The following is a 21,369-nucleotide window of genomic DNA, read 5'->3' on the forward strand; positions in this document are numbered from 1 at the left end:
CAGATGCCGCACACCGGCGTATGACTAAAGCGCAGCGCGCGGGTAATGTGGTGCCCTCGCCCGTCCAATTCAGGAGCATCGCATGCGCACCATCGGCCTTATCGGCGGTATGAGCTGGGAGTCCAGCGCCGAGTATTACCGCATCATCAACCAGAACGTGCGCGACCAGCTCGGGCCGCTGCGCTCGGCACAACTGTTGATGTACAGCGTCGACTTCGGCCCGGTGGAGCAGGCCCAGCACGCCGGGCGCTGGGACGATGCGGCGCTGATCCTCGAAGACGCCGCCCGCCGCCTGCAAGCCGGTGGCGCCGAATGCATCGTGCTGTGTACCAACACCATGCACCTGGTAGCGCCGCAGATTGAAGCGGCGGTGTCGATACCGTTTCTGCATATTGCAGACGCTGCCGGCGCGGCGGCCGTGGAAGCTGGCACCCTGAGCGTTGGCCTGCTGGGTACCGCGTTTACCATGGAGCAGGAGTTTCTCAAGTCACGCCTGGCGGCGCAGGGGCTGACCGTGCTGGTGCCCGACGCTGAAGAGCGCCAGGCCGTGCACCGGATCATTTACGAAGAGTTGTGCGTCGGGGTGATCAGCGACGCATCGCGCGAGGTGTACCAGCGGGTGATCGAGTCTTTGGCCGCCCGTGGCGCCCAGGCCATCATCCTCGGCTGTACGGAAATCAGCCTGTTGATCAAGCCGCAGCACAGCGACCTGCCCTTGCTGGACACCACCGAGCTGCATGCGCAGGCTGCGGTGGCGTTTGCGTTGCAGGACGACTAGGCCGGCTTGCGGATGCGCGCCATGGTCAGGGTGTCGACGAATGCGCCGTCACGCACGGCGTAGTCGCGCAGCAGGCCTTCGGTCTCGAAGCCGAACTTGTGGTACAGCCGGTGGGCGGCTTCGTTGTCGGCGTACACCGTGAGTTCCACCCGGTGCAGGTTCATCCAGTTATCCGCCACCTCCAGCGCCGCGCCCAGCAGCCGGGAGCCCACGCCCTTGCCCTGCCAGGCGGTGGCGACGCCCATGCCGAATGAACCGACGTGGCTTTGGCGCACGCGCAAATACTGTTCCAAACCCAGCTGGCCGATCACTTCACCGGCATGCAGCGCCACCAGCTGTAGCCGCCGCTCGTTGTCCTGCACCAGGCGTTTGCGCCAGCCCTCGACCGACTGGAAAGGCATTTGCAGCACCTGACGGCATACAGCCGGGTCGTTGTAGAGCGCAGCGACGCCTTCAAGATGGGCCTCGGTGAAGCGCGTGATAACGATCTTGGGTTCAGGTGTGTGCATGGTGTTTCGTCCTTTGAAAAACACGTGGCCGACCAGTGTAGGCGGCAAGGCCCCAGAATGGCGAGCCCTGCACTGCACTCATCGGGAACGCGCAGCCACCAATTTCCAGACCCGGGCAATGTCCGAGGCGCGCTCGCGCAACAGGCGCGGTGCCTCGCTGCAGGCCTGTTCCAGGGTAGTCGGGCCGGACGGCAAGGCGAACGCGGCATCCACGCCGTGGGCGTACATTTGCTCGTAGCCATCCCCCAGGGTGCCGGCGATCACGATCACCGGCACGTTGTGCTGCCTGGCGATCCGCGCCACGCCAAACGGGGTCTTGCCGCGCAGGGTCTGGGCGTCGAACCTGCCTTCGCCGGTGATCACCAGGTCGGCGCCACGCACGGCTTGCTCAAGCCCAACAAGCTCTGCGACCACTTCAACACCCGCGCGAAACTGCGCGCCAAGGAACGCCTTGGCGGCGAAACCCAAGCCACCGGCGGCGCCGCTGCCGGGTTCGTCGCGTACGTCTTTGGGCAATACCCTGGCGCAGTGATCGGCAAAATGGCCGAGGGCCGCATCCAGTTGTTCGACTTGCTGGGGATTGGCGCCCTTTTGCGGGCCAAAAATCGCCGAGGCCCCGTGAGGACCGCATAAAGGGTTGTTCACGTCGGCGGCGATTTCGAAGCGCACTTCGTTCAGGCGGGGGTCCAGTTGCTCAAGGCTGATGCGCGACAGCTTGCCCAGCGCCAGGCCGCCAAGGGGCAGCGCTGCTCCCTCGGCATCAAACAACTGCACACCCAGGGCTAGCATCGCCCCGGCGCCGCCGTCGTTGGTGGCGCTGCCGCCAATGGCCAGGATGATGCGCTGGGCGCCGGCATCCAGGGCGGCGCGGATCAGTTCGCCAGTGCCGAAGGTGCTGCTGGAACACGCATTCCGCTGACCCGGTGGCACGAGTTGCAGGCCGCTGGCTTCGGCCATTTCGATGATTGCGGTGTGGCTCTCGGCCAACCAGCCCCAATGCGCGTCGACACTGCCGCCCAATGGCCCTTGCACACGGCTGGTGCGCAGCTCGCCCTGGCAGGCGGCGAGTACCGATTCCACCGTGCCCTCACCACCGTCCGCCATCGGGCACTTGATCAGCTCGGCGTCGGGCCACACGCTGGCCAACCCCTCGGCAATGGCATTCGCCACGCCTTCAGCACTCAGGCTGTCCTTGAACGAGTCGGGGGCGATGATGATTTTCATGGGCTTTCTCCGGTTTTTATAACGCCCATGCTGCCAGTTGGCACCGGCAATAACGCCGGTCCATTGCACAAGAGTGGCTGGGGTTTGTTGTTCATTTGGACAAAGCTTGCGGCAATAGCTGCACGCCGAGGTACAACGCGAGCATGCCGTCGAGGGTCAGCGGGTCGACGCCGCTCAGCTCGGCGATGCGTTCCATGCGGTAGCGCAGGCTGTTGCGGTGGATCCCCAGGGCATCGGCGCAGGCTTGGCTTTGGCCGTCGTGGTCGCACCAGCTGCGCAGGGTCGCCAGCAACTGGCCGTTGCTGTCCTTGGCCAGTACCTTGCGCAGCGGGTTGAGCAGTTCGTCGAGGGCGTCGTCGTTGCGGTGGCGCCAGAGCATGACCGGCAGGCGGTAGCGATTGAGGGTCAGCAACCGCGATTCGGGCAGCACATCACGGCCATAGGCGAGCAGGTCGCCGACTCGCCGGTAACAACGGCGCAGGCCGGCCAGCCCGTCCGCTTGCCCGCCGACGGCGACCCGCAGGATGTTCCAGCCCAGGCCGTCGAGCTTTTCCAGCAGGCGTGGGTTATCGACTTGCACCGACGCCGGCCGGCACCACAGCAGGGAAAACTGCGCGGAGCTGACGCACCAGCTGTCGGGGTAGCGCGAGGTCAGCCAGGCGCTCAAGGCCTCGGCCGACTGGCCGCTGCCCAGCTCGAACAGGTACGGCGTGCGCGCCAGCTGCGGCTTGAGGCCCAGTTGCTGGGCTTCATCCACCAGGCGCGGCGAATCGCCGGTCTCGGCCAGCAGCAGTGCCAGCAGATCATCGCAGCGCTGGCGCCGCCATTGTTGCTCGGCTTGCTGGTGACGCTGGCTGACCAGCATTTCGGCGGTCATGCGCACCAGTTCGGCATAGGTGCGCAGCAATTCCGGCTCACCGGTAATGCCCAGCACGCCGATCAGGCGCTGGTCGTGCAGCAGCGGCAGGTTGATCCCGGGTTGCACGCCCTTGAGGTGCTTGGCGGTCTGGCCGTCGATTTCCACCACCCGCCCGTTGGCCAGCACCAACTGCGCGCCTTCGTGGCGGGTGTTGATCCGCTCGGGTTCGCCGCTGCCCAGGATCAGGCCCTGGCTGTCCATGACGTTGACGTTATAGGGCAGGATCGCCATGGTGCGATTGACGATATCCTGCGCCAGGTCATGATCCAGCTCGAACATGGGGCTAAATTCCTGAAAAAAACCGGTTGTTCATAGGCACAGCGCAAACCATGCTTCACTGTGCGCGAGCACAAAGACAGCACCCCTTGAGGTGGCCGAGACTCGTTGGGCGATCAACGTTACCCTCGCATCGCGAAAAATCATAATAAAGAGAGACTGCCATGTCACAGAGCGCCGCTGTTACCCAGGCCACCGATGACGATAAAAACGCCGTATACAAGCGCATCACCCTGCGCCTGATCCCCTTCATTTTCATCTGCTACCTGTTCAACTACCTCGACCGCGTCAACGTCGGCTTTGCCAAGTTGCAGATGCTCGACGACCTGAAATTCAGCGAGACCGTGTACGGCCTCGGTGCCGGGATCTTCTTTATCGGCTACGTGCTGTGCGGCGTGCCGAGCAACCTGGCGCTGACCAAATTCGGTCCACGGCGCTGGATTGCGCTGATGATGATCGTCTGGGGCGCCCTGTCCACCTGCCTGTTGTTCGTTACCACACCGACGCACTTCTACGGCTTGCGCCTGCTGACCGGCGCCGCTGAAGCCGGGTTCTTCCCGGGCGTGGTGCTGTACCTCTCGCAGTGGTTCCCGACCTTCCGCCGTGGGCGGATCATGGCGCTGTTCATGTCGGCGATTCCGGTATCCGGCCTGCTCGGCAGCCCGTTCTCCGGCTGGATCCTCAACCACTTCGCCGCCGGCCAGGGCGGGCTTGCGGGCTGGCAGTGGATGTTCCTGCTGCAAGGCGTGCCGACGGTGATCCTCGGCGCCCTCGCCTACTTCCTGCTCAGCGACAGCTTTGCCAACGCCAAGTGGCTCAAGCCCCATGAGCGCGCGGTGCTGGAAGCCGACCAGGCGACCGACCTGGCCAACAAGCCGAAGACCACCAGCGACTCGCTGCTGGAAGTGTTCAAGAACCCGGCGATCTGGGCGTTCGGCCTGATCTACTTCTGCATCCAGAGCGGTGTGTACGCCATCAACTTCTGGCTGCCATCGATCATCAAGAACATGGGCTTCAGCGATAACCTGGTGATTGGATGGTTGAGTGCGATCCCGTACCTGCTGGCGGCGGTGTTCATGCTGCTGGTGGGCCGCTCTGCCGACTTGCGCAAGGAGCGTCGCTGGCACCTGGTGGTGCCGATGCTGATGGGCGCGATCGGGCTGGTGATTGCGGTGAACTTTGCAACCACGCCGGCCATTGCGATCCTCGGCCTGACCATCGCCACCATGGGTGCCCTCACCGGCCTGCCGATGTTCTGGCCGGTGCCAACCGCGATGCTCAGCGCAGGTGCGGCAGCAGGTGGCTTGGCGTTGATCAACTCCATGGGCCAGATGGCGGGGTTCCTCAGCCCGTATATCGTCGGGTTTGTGAAAGATGCCACCGGGTCTACGGACCTGGCGCTGTACCTGCTGGCGGCGGTGATCGTCGCGGGCAGTGTGTTGGCGTTGCGCATGACGCGCACACTCAAGGCTTGAATCAGCGCTGACCGGTGCCGCGATATCGAGGGCGGCGCCGGTCATCTATCTGCTCATATAAAGGCGTGTTTTTATAGGCAAACAACTGCCTGACAGCCGTATTAACCTCTACGCCCATTCCAGGTAACAAATAGGCTACAACCTTTACCCAGCCTTTACTTTCGTACTCCATCATCCCGTCCGAAACCGCTGTCTGAAGCCTATGCCCGGGGATATTATCAAGACCGGTTCGGTGCATACGTAGAGGACTTATCATGATCAGTCGACTCTCAAAAATGAAAGTAGCCATGTTGCTCATTGCCACCCTCGCCATCGCAGGGCAAGCAGAAGCCCGTGGAGGATATGGCTATGGCTGGGGTCACGGTTATGGGTACGGGCATGGCGGTGGTTGGGGCTGGGGTGGCCCGGCTTTGCTGGGTGCGGTTGTCGGCGGTCTCGTAGTGGGTTCGGTGGTCGCCAACTCTCAGCCTCCGGTCTATGTGCAGCAGCAACCGGTTTACGTGCAACCGCAGCCGGTGTACATCCAACAGCCGCCGCCGGTCTATTACCAGACGCCGCCTCCAGGCTATTACTACCCGCCACAACCGGTTCCGGTGCCACGTTATTAAGCACGGCCCTATTACTGATAATGCAGGTCCCGCCTGAAAGCGGGACCTTTTTTATTCAGCTGCCTTTAGAGTAATCCGCCGCCGTCGACATCAATCACGCTACCGGTGATAAACCCGTTCTCCATCGCCAACACATACCCGGCAGCCACTTCTTCGGCCTGCCCCACGCGCCCCACCGGCAACGCCCCGCCCGCCTTGGCAAACATTGCCAGTCGCTGCTCATCGGACAACCCGGCATACGCCTCGGTGTCGATCACGCCCGGGCTGACCACATTGACCCGGCGTGGCGCCAGTTCCTTGGCCAGTTGCTTGCCCAGCGCTTCGGTCGCCGCATTGATGCCGGTCTTGATGAATTGCCCCGCAACCGTTTTGCGCCCCAACTGCCCCGACGTCAGGGTGATGCTGCCGCGCTCGGCGAGAAATGGCAGCGCCGACTGGATCGCCCGCAGCGAACCCCAGAGCTTCACGTTGAAGTTGTCTTGCGCCAGGTTCAGGTCGGTCTCGATCAACGCCTTGGCCTGCACCGCAGGCCCTGCGGTGTAGACCAGATGGTCAAACTGCCCCACGGTTTCGAACAAGCGCTGTAATGAGGCTGCGTCGGTCACGTCCACCTGCTCGCTGCGCACCCCGTTCTCCACGGTTGAAGACAAGCGCCGCCCGGCCAGCACCACATGGGCACCGCGTGCCACGGCCTGCTTGGCCACCGCGGCACCAATGCCGCTGCTGCCGCCAATGACGATGATGGTTTTGCCGTTGAGGGGAGATGTCATGGGGAAATACCTGGCTGAGAAAATGAGCTTTCATCTTCCCAGCTTGGCAATCGTTGAAAAATCCCGGTAAAACGACAAGATCTTTAAAGGATTTTTACAAATGAGCTCAATCCTCGACCTTGAAGTGTTCGTACGTACCGCCGACACCGGCAGCCTGTCGGCAGCCGCCCGCAGCCTCAGCCTGACCCCGGCCGCAGCGAGCATTGCCCTCAAGCGCCTGGAAACCCGCCTGGGCATCCGGCTGCTGGCGCGTTCCACCCGCAGCATGCGCCTGACCGAAGAAGGCCGGCGCTACCTCGACAGTGTGCGCGTGGCCCTGGAGGCGCTGTCGGAAGGCGAACAGGCGGTCAAGCAGCAAGGCCAGAGCCTCAGCGGATTACTGCAATTGGCCGCGCCCTCGGATTTCGGGCGCAATGTGCTGCTGGGCTGGCTGGATGAGTTCAAGCTCGAACACCCGAACGTGCGCCTTCAGTTGCTGCTCAACGACAGCAATGCCGACCTGTTCCGCGAAACCGTCGACATCGCCCTGCGCTTCGGCGTACCACGGGACTCCAGCCTGGTCGCGTTGCCGGTGGTGCCCGACCACACGCGGGTGGCGTGCGCCAGCCCCGACTACCTCGCGCGCCACGGTACGCCACGCCTCCCCCAGGACCTGGCACAACACAACACGCTGCGCTATATGCGCCAGGGTCGGGCGAACAACACCTGGTACTTTCGCCAGGGCGAGGTGCTGCAGGAAGTCGAGGTCGGCGGCGACTACCTCAGTGATGACGGCGAGATCGTGCGGCGCTGGGCATTGGCCGGGCACGGCATCGCCTATAAAGCGCGGCTGGATGTAGCGCGCGATATCAAGGCCGGGCGCCTGGTGCCGTTGCTCACCGATTGGCAAGGCGAACCGACCCCGTTCAATCTGATGTGTCCCCATCGGTTGCAGGTGTCGGAGCGGGTCAAGGTACTGCACCGCTTCCTGCAACTGCGCTGCGCCGAACTATTACCGCAATAACCGTCGCGGGGCTTGTTCCAGAGCCTTGCTCTCTGGTATTGGATAGGGCCTGTCTCCCCCTTTTGAGGTGTTCACGATGATTTACCGCACACTGGGCCAGTCCGGGTTGAAGGTCAGCGCACTGACCCTGGGCAGCATGATGTTTGGCGAGCAGACCAACACCGAGGACTCGCTGCGCATCATCGACAAGGCCTGGGATCAAGGCATCAACTTTATCGACACCGCCGACGTCTACACCGGCGGGCGCTCCGAGGAAATCGTCGGCGAAGCCATCGCCCGCCAGCGCCAGGATTGGGTGCTGGCCTCGAAGGTCGGCATCGGCCCGGCGGATGGCCTGCCGAACCGCAGCGGCCTGAGTCGCAAGCGGATTTTCAATGCGCTGGAAGCCAGCCTGACGCGCCTCGACACCGATTACCTGGACATCTATTACCTGCACCGCGAAGACCACAACACGCCACTGGAAGTCACGATTTCAGCGATTGGCGACTTGATCCGCGAGGGCAAGATCCGCCACTGGGGCTTGTCCAACTACCGCGGCTGGCGGATCGCCGAAGTGATCCGCGTGGCCGAGCGCCTCGGGGTGGACAAACCGATCATCAGCCAGCCGCTGTACAACATCGTCAACCGTCAGGCCGAGGTGGAGCAGATCACCGCCGCCGCCGCATATGGCCTGGGCGTGGTGCCTTACAGCCCGCTGGCCCGTGGCGTGCTCAGCGGCAAATATGCGCCGGACGTAACGCCTGAAGCCGGCAGCCGTGCCGGGCGCCAGGACAAGCGCATCCTGGAAACCGAATGGCGCGTTGAATCCCTGCGCATCGCCCAGCAGATCCAGCAATACACCCAGGGCCGTGGCGTGGGGATTGTCGAGTTCGCGATTGCCTGGGTCCTGAACAACTCGGCGGTCAGTTCGGCGATTGTCGGGCCGCGCACCGAGGCGCAGTGGGATGCCTACACCGGCGCGCTGGAGGTGAAGATCACGGCGGAGGACGAAGCATTCATCGACTCGCTGGTCACGCCAGGGCATGCGTCGACGCCAGGGTTCAATGATGTGAGCCACTTTGTGTCGGGGCGAGTTGCCCGGCCATAAGTCCCTTTTATGGGGGGACCTGAGAAATCCTCCCATAAACCGCTCCAAAACAGAGCAAACATCTCACCTCAAAAGCACTATATTCCCTCCCTGAAATCCCCCCTTCTTTTGTATCAATCGGCTTTCGTGAGGACAGTGTGTCTAAAGGTGTTGTGTTATCGGTCTTGGCCTCGGTGTTGTTTGCCGTGATGTATTACTTCACGTCGCTGCTTACGCCCTTGAGCGGCCTGGAGATCTTCGGCTGGCGCATGTTGTTGACGGTGCCCTGCATGACCGTGTTCATGATTGTCAGCGGCGAGTGGCGACGGGTGTGGGAACTGGTTCGGCTGGTTGCGGCCAAACCCGCGCTGATCGGCGGGGTCGTGGTGTCTTCGGCGCTGCTGGGGGTGCAGTTGTGGCTGTTCATGTGGGCGCCGCTCAACGGTCGCAGCCTGGATGTATCGCTGGGCTATTTCCTGCTGCCATTGACGATGGTGCTGACCGGTCGGCTGGTGTATGGCGAACAATTGTCACGCCTGCAAAAGATTGCGGTGTTCTTCGCCGGTGCTGGTGTGCTGAACGAGTTGTATCAGGTGGGCGGATTCTCCTGGGCAACCCTGGTAGTGATTATCGGCTACCCGGTTTACTTCGTACTGCGCAAACGCCTGAAGACCGACCACCTCGGCGGGCTGTGGCTCGATATGGCGCTGATGTTGCCGGTGGCACTGTGGTTCGTGCAAAGCGGCGAACAGGGTTTTGCCGTGCTCGACGCCCACAAGGGCTTGTACGCCTTGATCCCGATGTTGGGCTTGATCAGTGCGTCGGCGCTGGTGTGCTACGTCGTCGCCAGCCGCTTGTTGGCCTTCAGCCTGTTCGGGCTGCTCAGCTATGTAGAACCGGTGCTGCTGCTCGGCGTGGCCTTGTTGTTGGGCGAAAGCATCAAGGCGGGGGAATGGCTGACGTATCTTCCGATCTGGCTCGCGGTGATGGTGCTGGTGTTTGAAGGCTTCAAGCATTTGGTGCGTCAGCAGAAGGCCTGACAGCGCTTTTTTTTGCTGCCATTTCGAGCATTACAGCCGTTTGCGACAACCCCCCTCGGATGGCCCCGTAATACGGAATCCTGCCTTGGATTTCGTCGCCTATTTGCGTCAGTGCGGCGTCCATTTGCGCCTTTTCAACGCCAAACAGCTTACCGAGCCGGTTGCCATGGTTGAGTTCAAGCAAGGTGCCGGTGACGGGGTTTTTGACGATTTTTTCGATGGACTGCGCCACATCCTCAGGCACGCCCAGTGCGATCAAGGCCGTCCCAATGCCTGAACCCGGATTCTTCAGTTGGCGGATGAACTCGTCGAACAGCCCCCATAAATCGTTGGCACCTACATTATCCAGGCTGACACTGACGACCGTTTTCAAGTATTGCTCTCGCGAGACAGGCGACAGCGGCTGGTCATTGTTCAGGCCGTTTTTCACAAAGTAGAAGTTGCCCTTGTTACCTCCTCCATGGAAGTTGCCGTAGGCATCGTACTGATAGAGTACGGTTTCTCCGTCCGGACGTGTGCCTGCGAAAGTCACCCGGCCATCACGGGTCTCAACTTTCAGGTAGGTCCCCGTCAGCCCGTTGACCGGTACCGGCGGCACGCTTGTGTGCTTGTCCAGGCGATTGAAGATATCGCCCTTTTCGTAGCCAAAAGGCCCGACCACGGCATTGATATCGCCTGCTGCGAAGCGCGTCATCGTGTCTTTTACCCGCTTTGTCTGATCGGCAGGTGCATTGCGGGAAAAATGCCCGGCAAATACATCCAACTTGTCAGGGTCGGTGGCGACCTCTTTGAGCCAGGCGTTCATTTCTCCAAGGTTATTGAATTCGAAGAACGAATTGCCCTCAACGTCAGGAATATACAACAGGACATTCGTTCCGGTTTCAGAGGCGGGTACGCGTTTGACCACCAGAATGTCGCTCGACTGGATCCCGTCCACCGCGAACGTGCAGACCTGCGCACCGACGGTTGATGAGGTACCCGGGGCCAATACGGCATTGGCCAGTTCGACGCCTGCGGCGGTCAGCTCGCCCTGCGCACTGCTCCATTCCACGTTCGAGGAAAACGTCACGCGGGCGACAGTGGCAGGACTTAATGGGGAGGGAACAGTTGGGGCCAAGGGACTGATGGCCGGTTCGTCGTTGACGGCTGCTGCCTGATTCAAACCTGGAGGTGGACTACCGGTGTGCGCAATGACTGTCATACATGAACCTCAACTGGGCATATGACACTGAGTAACGCTGGCAGTGAATTCCGTTCCTGGCCGCTAGCAACCGCCTATATCCCGATGTTTCTGCCGGGCAACAAAAAGCCCGGCCAGGTGGAATCCCGGTCGGGCTTTTTTGTGTATCGCCCAGGCGATCAGTCAGCGGTCAACACACCACGACGCACTTGGTCGCGCTCGATGGATTCGAACAGCGCCTTGAAGTTGCCTTCACCAAAGCCGTCGTCACCCTTACGCTGGATGAACTCGAAGAACACCGGGCCCATCAGGGTTTCCGAGAAGATCTGCAGCAGCAGGCGCTTGTCCCCCGCCACTGACGAGCCGTCCAGCAGGATGCCCCGTGCCTGCAGTTGATCCACCGGCTCGCCGTGGTTCGGCAGGCGGCCTTCGAGCATCTCATAATAGGTGTCTGGCGGCGCGGTCATGAAGCGCATGCCGATCTTCTTCAACGCATCCCAGGTCTTGACCAGGTCATCGGTGAGGAAGGCAACGTGCTGGATGCCCTCGCCGTTGAACTGCATCAGGAACTCTTCGATCTGCCCGGCACCCTTGGACGATTCTTCGTTCAGCGGGATGCGGATCATGCCGTCCGGGGCGCTCATGGCCTTGGAGGTCAGGCCGGTGTATTCGCCCTTGATGTCGAAATAGCGCGCCTCACGGAAATTGAACAGCTTCTCGTAGAAGTTCGCCCAGTAGGCCATGCGGCCGCGGTACACGTTGTGGGTCAAGTGGTCGATGACCTTGAGGCCCGCGCCCACCGGGTTGCGCTCGACACCTTCGAGGTACACGAAGTCGATGTCATAGATCGAGCTGCCTTCACCAAAGCGGTCGATCAGGTACAGCGGCGCGCCGCCAATGCCCTTGATCGCCGGCAGGTTCAGCTCCATCGGGCCGGTTTCGATATGGATAGGCTGGGCGCCCAGTTCCAGGGCCCGGTTGTAGGCCTGTTGCGAGTCCTTGACGCGAAACGCCATGCCGCACACCGACGGGCCATGCTCGGCCGCAAAGTAGGAGGCGATGCTGTTGGGTTCGTTGTTGAGGATCAGGTTGATCTCGCCCTGCCGGTACAGGTGTACGTTCTTGGAACGGTGGGTCGCGACCTTGGTGAAGCCCATGATCTCGAAGATCGGCTCCAGGGTGCCCGGGGTTGGCGATGCGAATTCGATGAACTCAAAGCCCATCAGGCCCATTGGGTTTTCGTACAGGTCTGCCATTTTCGGTGCCTCATCATCATTCTTGTAATTAACAAATGTTTATTTGCGAGCAAGGATGAGGTCAGCGGGTGGCGCACAGGAGATACCCCGCACGCTGCGGGCGAGGAAGTCACCAAAGATGAGGGGGGACCCGAGTAGCTTCATGGTTACATCAGTCTCTGACGGGCGAGGCTTGCGTTAGCGCAAGTCCTTATTCTTGTATGCGTAAATCGATTCTACACAGCGTAAACAGATTTGTCCGTACTCTTATCAAATCCCCATTGCCCTGGCCCGCGCAAGGGGTTTGTTGCACAGATAGATGCCCAGCAGAATGACCGCCCCACCCAGCAGCATCGGCACGGTCAGTTGCTCGCCAAGCAGCAATGCGCCGCAGATCACTGCCGTGAGCGGATTGAGGGCGATAAATACACCCGCACGGGTGGCGCCGATGCGGCGCAGGCCATCGTAGTAGCCGATGTAGGCCAGTGCCGAGCCCAGCACGCCCAGGTACAGCAAACTCATCAGTTGGGGCAGATCAATCCGGCCCAATGCGGCCACCGTTAGTCGACCCGTCACCAGCGTGGTGATCGTCAGCATCAACGTGCCCAGCAGGATCGACCAGGTCACGGTTTGCAATGGCCCCAGGCGCTGGTTGAGACCCCGGGAAAACAGCGAGTACACGCCCCACCCCACCACGCAGCCGAAAATCAGCAAGTCGCCGACCCACGCATCTGCCGTGCCCTGCAGCAACTGCGGGTTGCGACTGACGATCACCAGCCCTGCGCCACCCAGGCACAGCGCGATCCCCACCAGCTTGAAGCAGCCCAGGCGTTCCTTGAACAGCAGCAAAGAGGCCAGGCCAATCACTGCCGGGTTCAGCGCCACGATCAACGACGCCCGGGACGCATTGATGTAATGCAGGCCGTAGAAAAAACACAGGTTGTAGAAAAAGATCCCGAAAAAGCCCAGCACCATCAATTGCATCCATTGCGCGGTGGTCGGACGCACCAGGCGAATACGCGCGACGACCAGGAAGGCCAGCAGCGCCAGGCTGGCCAGTGCAAAGCGCACGGTCGCCGCCAACAGTGGGTCCAGGCCTGCCGCCAGATAGCGCCCGGCAACGAAGGTGCCGCCCCAGATCATGGTCACGGCCGCCAGCTTCAGATATGTCAGACGGTCAGGGCTCGGGTTCATCAGATTTCTACTCACAAGACACGGGATTGGCTTATTGTTTGGCTAATCCCCGATCATCGTAAAATGAGTAAATACTCATGACCCTTACCCAACTGGAAATCTTTTCCCTGGTGGCCGAACTGCAAGGTTTCACCAGCGCCGCCAATCGCCTGGGCATCAGCCAATCGGCGGTGTCCCATGCGATCAAATCCCTGGAGCAGGAACTGGGTGTGGAGTTGATCCGACGTCATCAGTCCCAGGTCGAACTCAGCGATATCGGCCAACAACTGCTGTTGCGCGCCCGGGCCATGCTCGGGTTGGCCAACACGCTGCAACAGGAAGCCGCCGATGCCCGCGGGATGAAGCGCGGCACGCTGCGCATCGGCTCGTTCGGGCCGACCTCATCGATTCGCTTGTTGCCCGCGATCCTGCAGCATTTTCGCGAGCAGCATCCGGGCATCGAGGTGCATGTCGACGAAGGCCCCGATCGCCAGGTGACGCAGTGGCTGGAAGAGCGGCGCGTCGACGTTGGGTTTGTGGTGCTGCCTGAAGAGCGCTTCGATACGCTCCCGTTGATTGAGGACCAACTGGTCGCGCTGCTGCCCTTGGGGCATCACTTGGGCGCGCAGCCAAGTGTCAGCCTGAAAGCGCTGTGTGGTGAACCTTTTATCCTGACCCAGGCCGGTTCGGCCGAACTGGTCTCAAGGCTGTTCGTCGGTGCAGGGTTGCAGCCGGATGTGCGTTACCGCTGCTCACAGCTGCTCAGCACCCTGGACACCGTGCGCCGGGGCGACGGCGTGACCATTGTCGCCGAGTTGTCGCTGCCTGAATCCACGCAGGCGGATTACCTGATCAAACCGCTCAAGCCTGCCGTCAAACGCCAGGTGGGGCTGGCGGTACTGGACCGTCGGCAGTCCTCACCGGCAACCCTGGCATTTATTCAACTGGCCACACGGTTGAAGCTTTATTGAACATGCACAGACGCCTGCCGCCATCTATCATGGCCAATACCGATACGCTTTGTTGGAAGGCCACCGAGGTTGTCCCGACCGCATTTGAGCGTCCTATTGCCCTCTCCCGCTACAGGCTGCGCAAATGCCACTGACCGTCAAAGGCCCCCGAAAGGCCTCCACTCGCCACCTGATCACCCTGCTCAGTGGCGCGCTGCCCATTTTGCTGGGTGTGCTTATCCTGTATTGGCAAGCCGGGCGCACCCTCGAGCACAGCACCGCGCAAACCGCCCAGGAGGCCGTGCGCCAGTTTGACCTGATGCTCGACAACACCGCCCTCGCCGCCCAGGACCTGCTGCCACTGGCCGGCCATGAATGTGATAACCCGACTCAACTGAAGCTGCGGGAACAGGTCACCCGCCGGCCGTTCGTGCGCGCCACCACCTTGTCCTGGCAGCGCAACATCTATTGCAGCTCGTTGTTTGGTGGCAACTACCAGTCCCCGGTCAACCCTGAGGACTACGTCGGCGGCCGTCTCTGGCTGATGAAAGGCAACCCGGTGACACCCGACACCGCATTGCTGGTGTATCGCCTCACCGAGGGAGACCGGGGGGCCTTCGCCTCCATTGATGGCTACCACTTGACCAACGCGTTGCGCCTGATCAGCCGATATACCGACCTGGTGTTGCAGGTGGGGCCTAACTGGCTGGCGGCGGATGGCAAGGTGCACAGCACAGCGCTGCCGACATTTTCCGTCGCGCATCATCATCTCGACTCCACGCGGTATACCTACAGCGTGGAAGCCGGGATGCCGGAGGGTGAAACCTGGCGCTACATGCGGGCGCGGTATCCCGCGCTGTTCGTTCTGGTGGTGTTTTTCGGCGTGCTGGCAGGCATCCTCGCCCACTGGCTGCAAAAGCGCTCATCGGCACCGACCCTGGAACTGCAACGGGCCCTGGGCGCCAATGAATTTGTGCCCTATTACCAGCCAGTGGTGCGTGGCGACAACATCCGGCAGTGGGCCGGCTGTGAAGTGCTGATGCGCTGGAATCATCCCAGGGAAGGCCTGGTGCGCCCGGACCTGTTCATTCCCCTGGCCGAACATTCGGGCCTGATCGTACCGATGACCCGCGCCCTGATGCGCCAGACCGCCGCACAGTTGGCGCCCCACACCGCGCAGTTTGCCGACAATTTTCACGTGGGCATCAACATTACCGCTCGCCATTGCCACGACCTGGAGCTGGTGGAGGACTGCCGGGAGTTCCTCGCTGCCTTCCCGCCGGGCAAGGTGATCCTGGTCCTGGAGTTGACCGAGCGCGAGTTGATCGAGCCCACGGATATCACCCGCCAGCTGTTCCAGGCGCTGCATGAAATGGGGGTAATGATAGCGATCGACGACTTTGGCACCGGCCACTCCAGCCTGGGTTATTTGCGCAACTTCAATGTCGATTACTTGAAGATAGATCAAAGCTTCGTGGCAATGATCGGTGTTGATGCACTCTCGCGGCATATACTCGACAGCATCATTGAACTGTCTGCCAAGCTGGACCTGGGCATCGTTGCCGAAGGCGTCGAAACACAAGAACAATGCGACTATCTGGCGGCCCAAGGCGTTGATTTCTTGCAAGGCTACCTGTTTGGCAAGCCTGTACCTTGCGACGAGTTCATTAGATTCCTGAACAGCCATTGAATAGCCAGCCACTTCAACGGAAATATTGTTATTTATACAAAAGACATGATTTACTCATGACTGATTAACTACTACAATTTTTCCTGCCTGTGCTGAATTGGCAGGAAGGCCACTTTCATTGAGTCGCCTTAAGGCTCTTGGCTTATCGCTTTGTTTGCAGTAGATATCAGCCAAATACACTATTGGAGTATAGATTTTGTCCAGACTCGCCGAATTTCGCGCAGCAGAAAAAGCCCTTCAAGAGCAGCTTGCCCAGCTGGAATCCCTGAAGAACGATGCTGGTTTGAAGAAAGAAATCGAATTCGAAGAAAAGCTGCAAGGGCTGATGAAGACCTACGGCAAAAGCCTGCGCGACATCATCTCCATCCTGGATCCTAACCCGGGCAAGTCCGGCGCTTCCGTCGCTGCCGCACCCAAACAGCGCCGTGCCCGCGTCGTCAAGGTTTACCACAACCCGCACACGGGTGAACTGATCGAAACCAAGGGCGGCAACCATCGCGGCCTGAAGGCGTGGAAAGAACAGTACGGCGCAGCCACTGTAGACTCCTGGCTTCGCGGCTAATGCTTTGCGGCTAGTACAAACGCACTAAGAAAAGCCCTGCACATGCAGGGCTTTTTTGTTTACAGGCATCGATAGTGAAACAAATCAGGACGCTGGCACTTTCAAAAGCGAACTTTAAAAAACATTTCACTTTGTTCAAATCGACTTATTTGTCGCGATGCCTACAACGCTCAAAGTTTAAGGCTGTCACGCACCGAACTGACTTCATCCTTGCTTGATTCGTAAGCGTCGGCCTGGCCTGCGTATGAAAAAACATAGGCCTTATCGGTATCGACAGCCCCCACCAACGTTTGCGACAGCACATGCCGACCGTTCTCGGTGATTACACAGGTAGTTTCCAATGCCTCAAGCCGGCTCAATGTTGTGGGGTGCATCTTGGTGCACACACTTTGATAACCACCCTGGGCAAAGTCCTTCTGGATGGATTTGCGCATTTCCAGCAGCACACCTTGCAGGTTGACCGTATGCCCCGCTTCGATTGGCGTGCCTGTCAACTCCATGACCATCAAGGTCGCGCCATTCTCATCATTCTTTATGGCCCGCTGGCGGGACACCGCCGACGGTTGCGCCGGGGCCTGGTCGTCGGGCACCACTTCCTCTACCTGCCAGCCGCTGGGCCAATGAATTTCCGGGTCAGCCGCCCATGCAGCGGTGCTGCCCAGCAACAGGCCCAGGGTACTCAACAACGGTGCGCGAAATCCGGTCATTACGAAAAACACTCAAGGTTCAAGCGACAAAGTTTGGGCCCCTGCACCCGCTGGCCGCAAGGGTTGCGTGACCTTTTTCATTTGGCGCAACCGGCAGGGCTGCGTATCATGGACCGGCTGCACGGATGCCAGCCGCAAGCCAAGGGATGCTCCAACCGGAGCCACGTTTGCCCCATTTTTCTCTGGAGGGCCCATGAGCCTGCACGAACTGAACACTTTCCCGGGCGTCACCGCCCAGCCTGACGCCGCCACCACGAACTTCGTGTTCAACCACACCATGCTGCGGGTCAAGGACATCACCAAGTCGCTGGATTTCTACACCCGCGTACTGGGTTTTTCCCTGGTTGAAAAACGTGACTTCCCGGAAGCCGAATTCAGCCTGTACTTCCTGGCCCTGGTCGACAAGGCCCAGATCCCGGCCGACGCTGCCGCCCGCACCCAGTGGATGAAGTCGATCCCGGGCATCCTCGAACTGACCCACAACCACGGCACCGAAAACGACGCGGACTTTGCCTACCACAACGGCAACACCGACCCGCGTGGCTTTGGCCATATCTGCATCTCGGTGCCGGACATCGTTGCTGCCTGCGCGCGCTTTGAAGAACTGGGCTGCGACTTCCAGAAGCGCCTGAGCGACGGCCGCATGAAAAGCCTGGCATTCGTGAAAGACCCGGATGCGTACTGGGTTGAAATCATTCAGCCAACGCCGCTGTAAGGTTCCGCCGGCAATAAAAAACCCCATGATCACTCATGGGGTTTTTCATTTCCGGGCCGGAATTTACGCCGGGGCGGAAGTGCGGATCAGGTGATCGAAAGCACTCAGGGAAGCCTTGGCGCCCTCGCCTACTGCAATCACGATCTGCTTGTACGGCACAGTCGTTACGTCACCGGCGGCAAAAACACCTGGCAGCGAAGTCTCACCACGTGCATCGACGATGATCTCGCCACGTGGAGTCAATTCCACAGTGCCTTTGAGCCAGTCGGTGTTGGGCAGCAAACCGATCTGTACAAAGATGCCTTCCAGGTCGATAGTCTTGAATTCGCCACTGTCGCGATCCTTGTAGGCCAGGCCGGTAACTTTCTGGCCATCCCCCTTGACCTCACTGGTCAGCGCGCTCGTAATCACGTCAACGTTCGGCAGGCTGTACAGCTTGCGCTGCAACACGGCGTCGGCGCGCAACTTGCTGTCAAACTCAAGCAAGGTCACGTGGCTGACGATACCGGCCAGGTCGATGGCTGCTTCAACGCCGGAGTTACCGCCGCCGATCACCGCCACGCGCTTGCCCTTGAACAGCGGGCCGTCGCAGTGCGGGCAGAAGCACACGCCTTTGGCCTTGTATTCCTGCTCGCCCGGTACACCCATTTCACGCCAGCGGGCACCGGTGGCCAGGATCACGGTCTTGGACTTGAGGGTCGCACCGCTTTCGAAACGGATTTCGTGCAGCTCACCGTTGTTTTTCGCCGGGATCAGCGCAGTAGCACGCTGCAGGTTCATGATGTCCACGTCGTACTGACGCACGTGGGCCTCCAGGGCGCTGGCGAGTTTCGGCCCTTCGGTTTCCTGTACCGAGATAAAGTTCTCGATCGACATGGTGTCCAGCACCTGCCCGCCGAAGCGCTCGGCTGCAACACCGGTACGGATGCCTTTACGTGCAGCGTAGATAGCCGCTGCCGAACCCGCTGGGCCACCGCCGACGACAAGTACGTCGAACGCATCTTTGGCGCTGATTTTCTCGGCGGCTTTTTCGATACCGCTGGTGTCGAGCTTGGCGAGGATTTCTTCCAGGCCCATGCGGCCCTGGCCGAAGTTCACACCATTCAAGTAAACGCTGGGCACGGCCATGATCTGACGATCATCGACTTCTGCCTGGAACAGCGCACCGTCGATGGCGACGTGGCGGATGTTCGGGTTCAGTACTGCCATCAGGTTCAGCGCCTGGACCACGTCCGGGCAGTTCTGGCACGACAGCGAGAAGTAAGTCTCGAAGCTGAACTCGCCTTTAAGGGCGCGAATCTGTTCAATCACTTCGACACTGGCCTTCGAGGGGTGGCCGCCGACTTGCAGCAGCGCCAACACCAGCGAAGTGAATTCATGGCCCATTGGGATGCCGGCAAAACGCAGGCTGATATCGGCACCCGGGCGGTTGATGGAGAACGATGGCTTGCGCGCATCATTGCCATCGCTTTTCAGGGTAATCAGCGTCGAAAGGCTGGCTACATCTTGCAAGAGGGCAAGCATTTCCTGGGATTTCGCACCGTCATCGAGGGAGGCGACGATCTCGATCGGCTGGGTGACCCGTTCCAGGTATGACTTCAACTGAGCTTTAAGATTGGCGTCCAACATACGGGCGATTTCCTATTAATTCGGTTTATTGCAGACAAAAAAACGCCCGAGCGAATCTCGCCCGGGCGTTTCGAGGGCGGATGCAGCTTACTTAGGTGCGGTAACCCGCCCTTGGCATTTCACAGACTTAGATCTTGCCGACCAGGTCGAGGGACGGAGCCAGGGTGGCCTCGCCTTCTTTCCACTTGGCTGGGCAGACTTCGCCCGGGTGAGCAGCAACGTACTGGGCCGCCTTGATTTTGCGCAGCAGCTCGGAAGCGTCACGGCCAACGCCGCCATCGTTCAGTTCAACGATTTTGATCTGGCCTTCAGGGTTGATCACGAAGGTGCCACGGTCTGCCAGGCCAGCTTCTTCGATCAGCACGTCGAAGTTGCGGGAGATGGTCAGGGTCGGGTCGCCAATCATGGTGTACTGGATTTTGCCAATGGCTGGCGAGGTGTTGTGCCAGGCAGCGTGGGCAAAGTGGGTGTCGGTGGAAACGCTGTAGATTTCGACGCCCAGTTTCTGGAATTCGGCGTAGTTGTCAGCCAGGTCTTCCAGTTCGGTTGGGCAGACGAAGGTGAAGTCGGCTGGGTAGAAGAAGACGACAGACCATTTGCCTTTCAGGTCAGCATCAGTCACGTCTACGAAGTTGCCGTTTTTGTAGGCGGTAGCTTTGAACGGTTTTACTTGGCTGTTGATGATAGGCATCGTTGACTCTCCGTCAGGTTTGTAGAAGGGCTTAGTAAGTTGATGAGGTGAATCCTACCCACTCTCCCGGCCGATGGCTCATTGGCAAACCTGATGCTGACGATTGGTTTTCACTATCAAGAGACTGTATTAATAGAAGAAACCTTGAATCACTCGAGGGATGCTCGGGTCATGCCGAGAAAGGGCGTCGCTTCAACATAGCGCATGGCCGATTTCATGTCTTTCCAGCCGACGTAAGTCATCAACGACTTCAAGTCCCAGCCACTGCGATGAGCCCAGGTAGCGAAGCCCCGGCGCAGGGAGTGGCTGGTGTACTGATCGGCCGCAATCCCGGCGCGCTCCAGCGCCTGGCGCAACAGCGGGATCACGCTGTTGGCGTGCAAGCCCTCCTCGCCCAGGTTGCCCCAGCGATCAATGCCGCGAAACACCGGGCCGCGCACCAGCGCTGAAGCGCTGAGCCATTCGCTGTAGGCCTGCACCGGGCACAGCCGCAACAGCGCCGGCGTCTGGTAGGTGCGGCCGATATTTTCCCGATCACTTTTGCTGCGCGGTAGATACAGGGTGATGCCCGAACCGGGCACCGCCTGCACGTGCTCGATATTCAACCGGCATAACTCATCGCTGCGAAAGCCACGCCAGAAACCCAGCAGGATCAACGCCGCGTCACGCTTGGCCCGCAGCCATCGAGGATGGTCTTCTGCGCGCCGGGCGTCGTGGCCTTCCTGTTCGAGGAACTGGATGACCTGCTCCAGGTGCTGCAGTTGTAATGGCTCCGCCTGCTTTTCCTGAGCCGGGTGCAGGGCACGAATGCCTTTCAGGACTTTGCGCACCACTGGCGCCTTGGTCGGATCAGGAAACCCCTGGCTGGTGTGCCACTGGGCCAGCGCCGATAACCGCAGCTTCAACGTGTTGACCGACAGCACGCCCGCATGCGCCACCAGATAGCGCGCCACGCTGTCGCTGGTCGCCGGCAGGAATCCACCCCAATTCACCTCGAAATGCTCGATTGCCGCTCGATAGCTGCGGCGGGTGTTATCGCGGGTGGCCGCATTCAGATAACGGTCCAGCTCACTCATGCCTGTACTGCCATTGGCTGTTGTCCATTTCAAAACCTGTATCACACGGGATAATACGCCAATATCCCATCTGATAAATCATCAATTTCGGCT

Annotated in this window: 21 protein-coding genes; 10 read left to right on the top strand and 11 right to left on the bottom strand. The window is 60.3% G+C overall.

Annotation, left to right across the window (positions count from 1 at the left end; genetic code table 11):
• The first annotated feature begins 82 nt into the window (after window positions 1–82).
• Complete coding sequence (locus HX814_RS11525) at window positions 83–778, top strand: aspartate/glutamate racemase family protein (protein WP_008432548.1); 696 nt, start codon at window positions 83–85, stop codon at window positions 776–778.
• On the opposite strand, the gene HX814_RS11530 is transcribed toward HX814_RS11525, so the two are convergent.
• The 3 genes from HX814_RS11530 to HX814_RS11540 form a co-directional block, all read right to left on the bottom strand.
• Complete coding sequence (locus tag HX814_RS11530) at window positions 775–1,287, bottom strand: GNAT family N-acetyltransferase (protein ID WP_177008517.1); 513 nt, start codon at window positions 1,285–1,287, stop codon at window positions 775–777. The two genes, HX814_RS11525 and HX814_RS11530, sit on opposite strands and share 4 nt — an antisense overlap.
• A gap of 78 nt (window positions 1,288–1,365) precedes the next feature.
• Window positions 1,366–2,511, bottom strand: coding sequence for a glycerate kinase (locus HX814_RS11535; RefSeq protein ID WP_177008518.1), 1,146 nt, complete (start codon window positions 2,509–2,511; stop codon window positions 1,366–1,368).
• Between the two features lie 91 nt (window positions 2,512–2,602).
• Window positions 2,603–3,709, bottom strand: coding sequence for a sugar diacid recognition domain-containing protein (locus tag HX814_RS11540; protein WP_003212558.1), 1,107 nt, complete (start codon window positions 3,707–3,709; stop codon window positions 2,603–2,605).
• A 161-nt stretch (window positions 3,710–3,870) separates the two neighbouring features.
• On the opposite strand from HX814_RS11540, the gene HX814_RS11545 reads away from it, so the two are divergent.
• On the top strand, window positions 3,871–5,181 hold the full coding sequence (locus HX814_RS11545; RefSeq protein WP_177008519.1) for an MFS transporter: 1,311 nt from the start codon (window positions 3,871–3,873) through the stop codon (window positions 5,179–5,181).
• A 254-nt stretch (window positions 5,182–5,435) separates the two neighbouring features.
• Window positions 5,436–5,789: a hypothetical protein gene (locus HX814_RS11550; protein ID WP_256343948.1), complete on the top strand. Its 354-nt coding sequence runs from the start codon at window positions 5,436–5,438 to the stop codon at window positions 5,787–5,789.
• 65 nt (window positions 5,790–5,854) lie between these two features.
• On the opposite strand, the gene HX814_RS11555 is transcribed toward HX814_RS11550, so the two are convergent.
• On the bottom strand, window positions 5,855–6,559 hold the full coding sequence (locus HX814_RS11555; protein ID WP_087693891.1) for an SDR family oxidoreductase: 705 nt from the start codon (window positions 6,557–6,559) through the stop codon (window positions 5,855–5,857).
• A gap of 100 nt (window positions 6,560–6,659) precedes the next feature.
• Between HX814_RS11555 and HX814_RS11560 the strand changes: the two genes are divergently transcribed.
• The 3 genes from HX814_RS11560 to rarD all read left to right on the top strand — a co-directional run bounded on the left by HX814_RS11560 (window position 6,660) and on the right by rarD (window position 9,668).
• Window positions 6,660–7,562: a LysR family transcriptional regulator gene (locus HX814_RS11560; protein ID WP_177008521.1), complete on the top strand. Its 903-nt coding sequence runs from the start codon at window positions 6,660–6,662 to the stop codon at window positions 7,560–7,562.
• Window positions 7,563–7,638: 76 nt separating this feature from the next.
• On the top strand, window positions 7,639–8,649 hold the full coding sequence (locus tag HX814_RS11565; protein WP_008432538.1) for an aldo/keto reductase: 1,011 nt from the start codon (window positions 7,639–7,641) through the stop codon (window positions 8,647–8,649).
• Window positions 8,650–8,786: 137 nt separating this feature from the next.
• Window positions 8,787–9,668: an EamA family transporter RarD gene (gene rarD, locus HX814_RS11570; protein ID WP_023658818.1), complete on the top strand. Its 882-nt coding sequence runs from the start codon at window positions 8,787–8,789 to the stop codon at window positions 9,666–9,668.
• Here rarD and HX814_RS11575 read toward each other — a convergent pair.
• From HX814_RS11575 to HX814_RS11585, 3 genes are all read right to left on the bottom strand, one after another.
• Entirely contained in the window at window positions 9,637–10,869 is a 1,233-nt protein-coding gene (locus tag HX814_RS11575; RefSeq protein ID WP_256343949.1) for a dermonecrotic toxin domain-containing protein, read from the bottom strand. The two genes, rarD and HX814_RS11575, sit on opposite strands and share 32 nt — an antisense overlap.
• A gap of 158 nt (window positions 10,870–11,027) precedes the next feature.
• Window positions 11,028–12,104: a 4-hydroxyphenylpyruvate dioxygenase gene (hppD, locus tag HX814_RS11580; RefSeq protein WP_003212566.1), complete on the bottom strand. Its 1,077-nt coding sequence runs from the start codon at window positions 12,102–12,104 to the stop codon at window positions 11,028–11,030.
• Between the two features lie 249 nt (window positions 12,105–12,353).
• Window positions 12,354–13,277 (bottom strand): DMT family transporter, encoded by a 924-nt coding sequence (locus HX814_RS11585; RefSeq protein ID WP_177008522.1) that lies wholly within the window; start codon window positions 13,275–13,277, stop codon window positions 12,354–12,356.
• Window positions 13,278–13,354: 77 nt separating this feature from the next.
• Here HX814_RS11585 and HX814_RS11590 point away from each other — a divergent pair, with 77 nt between their 5' ends.
• The 3 genes from HX814_RS11590 to HX814_RS11600 all read left to right on the top strand — a co-directional run bounded on the left by HX814_RS11590 (window position 13,355) and on the right by HX814_RS11600 (window position 16,458).
• On the top strand, window positions 13,355–14,227 hold the full coding sequence (locus tag HX814_RS11590; protein WP_177008523.1) for a LysR family transcriptional regulator: 873 nt from the start codon (window positions 13,355–13,357) through the stop codon (window positions 14,225–14,227).
• A 124-nt stretch (window positions 14,228–14,351) separates the two neighbouring features.
• Window positions 14,352–15,896, top strand: coding sequence for an EAL domain-containing protein (locus tag HX814_RS11595; RefSeq protein ID WP_102369018.1), 1,545 nt, complete (start codon window positions 14,352–14,354; stop codon window positions 15,894–15,896).
• Between the two features lie 196 nt (window positions 15,897–16,092).
• Entirely contained in the window at window positions 16,093–16,458 is a 366-nt protein-coding gene (locus HX814_RS11600) for a histone-like nucleoid-structuring protein, MvaT/MvaU family (RefSeq protein WP_003212570.1), read from the top strand.
• A 170-nt stretch (window positions 16,459–16,628) separates the two neighbouring features.
• Here HX814_RS11600 and HX814_RS11605 read toward each other — a convergent pair whose 3' ends face one another.
• A complete protein-coding gene (locus HX814_RS11605) occupies window positions 16,629–17,165 on the bottom strand; it encodes a DUF4946 domain-containing protein (protein ID WP_177008524.1) in 537 nt (178 codons plus the stop codon).
• 193 nt (window positions 17,166–17,358) lie between these two features.
• Between HX814_RS11605 and gloA the strand changes: the two genes are divergently transcribed.
• Entirely contained in the window at window positions 17,359–17,880 is a 522-nt protein-coding gene (gene gloA / locus HX814_RS11610) for a lactoylglutathione lyase (RefSeq protein ID WP_008432524.1), read from the top strand.
• 63 nt (window positions 17,881–17,943) lie between these two features.
• Here gloA and ahpF read toward each other — a convergent pair whose 3' ends face one another.
• The 3 genes from ahpF to HX814_RS11625 form a co-directional block, all read right to left on the bottom strand.
• Window positions 17,944–19,509 (bottom strand): alkyl hydroperoxide reductase subunit F, encoded by a 1,566-nt coding sequence (ahpF, locus tag HX814_RS11615; RefSeq protein WP_003212573.1) that lies wholly within the window; start codon window positions 19,507–19,509, stop codon window positions 17,944–17,946.
• Window positions 19,510–19,636: 127 nt separating this feature from the next.
• The gene (gene ahpC, locus HX814_RS11620; protein ID WP_003173835.1) at window positions 19,637–20,200 is read right to left on the bottom strand and encodes an alkyl hydroperoxide reductase subunit C; all 564 of its coding nucleotides are present in this window, start codon (window positions 20,198–20,200) and stop codon (window positions 19,637–19,639) included.
• Window positions 20,201–20,349: 149 nt separating this feature from the next.
• Complete coding sequence (locus tag HX814_RS11625) at window positions 20,350–21,276, bottom strand: site-specific integrase (protein ID WP_008432517.1); 927 nt, start codon at window positions 21,274–21,276, stop codon at window positions 20,350–20,352.
• Window positions 21,277–21,369: the final 93 nt, after the last annotated feature.

Source organism: Pseudomonas sp. C8002 (assembly GCF_013385765.1).
In the GTDB taxonomy this organism is placed as follows: domain Bacteria; phylum Pseudomonadota; class Gammaproteobacteria; order Pseudomonadales; family Pseudomonadaceae; genus Aquipseudomonas.